This is a genomic window from Azospirillum sp. UFLA03-27, from assembly GCF_059803775.1.
The window spans coordinates 1-3,256 of the sequence record NZ_JAUQTX010000422.1; the positions used below are offsets into that span (position 1 = coordinate 1).

Sequence of the window (3,256 nt, forward strand, 5' to 3'; positions counted from 1 at the left end):
GCCCCCGCCATGGCCCAGGCGCGGGAGCTGCTGCGTGAGCTGGGGGCGCTGGACGCCGACGGCGGCATCACCGCCCACGGCCGCCGCATGGCCGGTTTCGGCGTGCACCCGCGGCTGGCCCACATGATGCTGAAGGGCAAGGCGATGGGGCTGGGCGCGCTGGCCTGCGAGGTCGCCGCCCTGCTCGGCGAGCGCGACATCGTCCGCGCCCAGCCCGGTTTCCGCGACGCCGACCTGCGGCTGCGCGTGGAGCTGCTGCGCGGCCTGGATGATGACGGGCGGGTGCGCGGCGCCGGGCGCGGCCTGACCGTGGAGCGCGGCGGCGCCCAGCAGGCGTTGAAGCAGGCCCGGAACTGGAAGCGCCAACTGGGCGTGAAGGGAGGCGGCGGCGACCTCGGCGCCACCGGCCTGCTGGTCGCCCTCGCCTACCCCGACCGCATCGGCCAGCGCCGTCCCGGCGGCAACACGGGTGGGGCCGCCGCGCAATACCGGCTGTCCAACGGGCGCGGCGCGTATTTCCAGGACGCCGAGCCGCTGAGCGCCGAGGACTGGCTGGCCGTCGCCGACCTGGACGGCGCCGCCCGCGAATCGCGCATCTTCCTCGCGGCCCCGCTCTCCCTGGGGGAGCTGGAGGAGGCCTTCGCCGAGCACATCCGCAGCGAGACCATGGTCGCCTGGGACGGGCGGGAGCAGACGGTGCTGGCCCGCCGCCGCCGCATGCTGTTCGCCCTGGCGCTGGAGGACAAGCGCCTGCCCAACCCGCCCGCCGAGGCCATCGCCGCCGCCATGCTGGAGGGCATCCGGGAGATGGGGCTGACCGCCCTGCCCTGGACCGACGAGCTGCGCAAGTGGCAGACGCGCGTCCTGTTCCTGCGCCGCCGGGAGGGCGAGGAGTGGCCGGACGTCTCCGATGCCGCCCTGCTGGAGACGATGGAGGAGTGGCTGGCGCCCTTCCTGAACGGCGCGTCGCGCCGCGCCCATCTCGACCGGGTGGAGTTGGGCAACGCGCTGCGCGGGCTGCTGCCCTGGGCGATGCAGCAGCGGCTGGACAAGGAGGCGCCGACCCATGTGGAGGTGCCCAGCGGTTCCCGCATCCCCATCGATTACAGCGGGGACGAGCCGGTTCTGGCCGTCCGGCTCCAGGAGATGTTCGGGCTGGCCGAAACGCCGCGCATCGCCGGCGGGCGGGTGCCGCTGCTGCTGCACCTGCTGTCGCCGGCCCGCCGCCCGGTGCAGGTGACGCGCGACCTCGCCAGCTTCTGGGCCAACGCCTACAAGGCGGTGAAGGCCGACCTCAAGGGCCAGTATCCCAAGCATTATTGGCCCGACAACCCGCTGGAGGCCGAACCCACGGCGCGGGCGAAACCACGCGGACGGTAAAAGGGAGGCGGATGGATATGGCGATCATCGGGGTGATGGGGTCGGGGCAGGAGGAATGGGCGGACTACGCGGAGCCGCTCGGCGCGTGGATCGCCGGGGCCGGGCACGACCTGCTGACCGGCGGCGGCGGCGGGGTGATGCGGTCGGCCGCGCGGGCCTTCCACGGCACGCCGGGGCGCCGCGGCCGCTCCATCGGCATCCTGCCGTCCGAGCCCGACCCGATCCGCGGCCATGCGCCCCTGCCCGGCTACCCCAACCCCTACATCGACCTGCCCATCCTGACGCCCTTCGCGCGCAAGCCGGCCGGCGCGCCGCCGACGGAGCTGAGCCGCAACCACGTCAACATCCTGACCAGCGACGTGATCGTCGTCCTGCCGGGCCGCCACGGGACGCTCGACGAGGTCCGGCTGGCCCTGCGCTTCGGAAAGCCGATGATCGGTTTCGGACCGGAGCTTGACTTTCAGGCCATGCCCGCCGAATTGCGGACAACCGGCGACTTCGGAACGGTCACGGCCTTCATCGCGGACGCCCTGTCCCGCCGCTGACCCTCCGTTCCCGGACAATACGACCTGTGGCAGGATGGCGGGCATGGATGCGCAAGGGATTCTCGACCTCAGCCGCTGGATCGCGGAGGCCGGGCTGCGGGGGGTGCCGGAGACGGACCTCATCGGCGGCTTCTGCGAGCGGCTGGTCGCGGCGGGCGTGCCGCTGACCCGGACGGTGGTCGGGGCGGACACGCTGCACCCGACCATCGCCGGCCATGTGGTCACCTGGGACAGCAGCGGGCGCAACGCCGCGGAGGTGCGCCGGACCGAGTATGGCGGCGACGGCAGCGATCCCGACATCGACGAGAAATGGCTGCGCAGCCCCTTCCACCGGCTCTACACCTCCGGCGAGACGATGCTGCGCCTGCGGCTGACCGACGGCACGGAGGGCGGCGAGTTCCCGATCGTCGACGAGCTGAGGGCGCAGGGCGCCACCGACTACATGGCCATCGTCAACCGCCTCGGCCCCCGCGCCGCCATCGGGGAGCTGGATTGCATCTTCTCCTCCTGGGTGTCGCACCATCCCGACGGCTTCAGCGACGCGCAGCGCGACGCCCTTCTCACCCTCACCGGCAGCCTGGCGCTGGCGCTGCGCGGCCACGCCATGGCGCACATCGCCAACACGCTGGCGGAGACCTATCTGGGACGGGACGCCGGCCACCGGGTGCTGCGCGGTCACATCCGCCGTGGCGTCGCGGAGGAACTGGACGCCGTGCTGTGGTTCAGCGATCTCCAGGGCTTCACCCGCATCACCGACACGGCGGCCCCGGAAACCATCCTGCCGCTGCTGAACGACTATGCGGAGCTGGTGGTAACGGCGATCCATCGGCACCACGGGCAGGTGCTGAAGTTCATGGGCGACGGCATCCTGGCCGTCTTCGACCGCTCCAACGCCGAGGACGCCTGCCGGGCCGCCCTCGACGCGGCGGAGGAGGCGCGGGAGCGCTGCAAAGAGCTGAACGCCCGCCGCTCCGCCGCCGGGCTGCCGGTGACGCGCTTCTATCTGGGGCTGCACCAGGGGAAGGTGTTCTACGGCAACATCGGCGGGGTGGACCGGCTGGACTTCACCGTGGTCGGCCCCGCGGTGAACGAGGCCAGCCGCATCGCCGCCATGTGCCGGTCGCTCGACCAGGACATCCTGCTGTCCTCCGCCTTCACCGAGTCCGCTCCGGAATGCCGGGAGCGGCTGATCTCGGTCGGGCGCTACCTGCTGCGCGGCGTCGGCCGCCCGCAGGAGCTGTACACGCTGGACCCGGAGGCGTCGGGAACGGCCTGACACAGAGTGGGAACCTGTCTCTTATACACATCTGACGCTGCCGACGATTATACGC

General features: G+C 72.3%; 3 protein-coding genes. All 3 read left to right on the top strand.

Going from position 1 to position 3,256, the window contains the following annotated elements; all coding sequences use genetic code 11:
- Positions 1-1,380, top strand: a 1,380-nt coding sequence (locus Q4I23_RS31780; protein WP_498528875.1) for an ATP-dependent helicase C-terminal domain-containing protein, incomplete at its 5' end; no start/stop codon positions are given.
- A gap of 17 nt (positions 1,381-1,397) precedes the next feature.
- The gene (locus Q4I23_RS31785) at positions 1,398-1,925 is read left to right on the top strand and encodes an SLOG cluster 4 domain-containing protein (RefSeq protein WP_119507371.1); all 528 of its coding nucleotides are present in this window, start codon (positions 1,398-1,400) and stop codon (positions 1,923-1,925) included.
- Positions 1,926-1,968: 43 nt separating this feature from the next.
- Positions 1,969-3,201, top strand: coding sequence for an adenylate/guanylate cyclase domain-containing protein (locus tag Q4I23_RS31790; protein WP_498528876.1), 1,233 nt, complete (start codon positions 1,969-1,971; stop codon positions 3,199-3,201).
- The last annotated feature ends 55 nt before the right edge of the window (positions 3,202-3,256 follow it).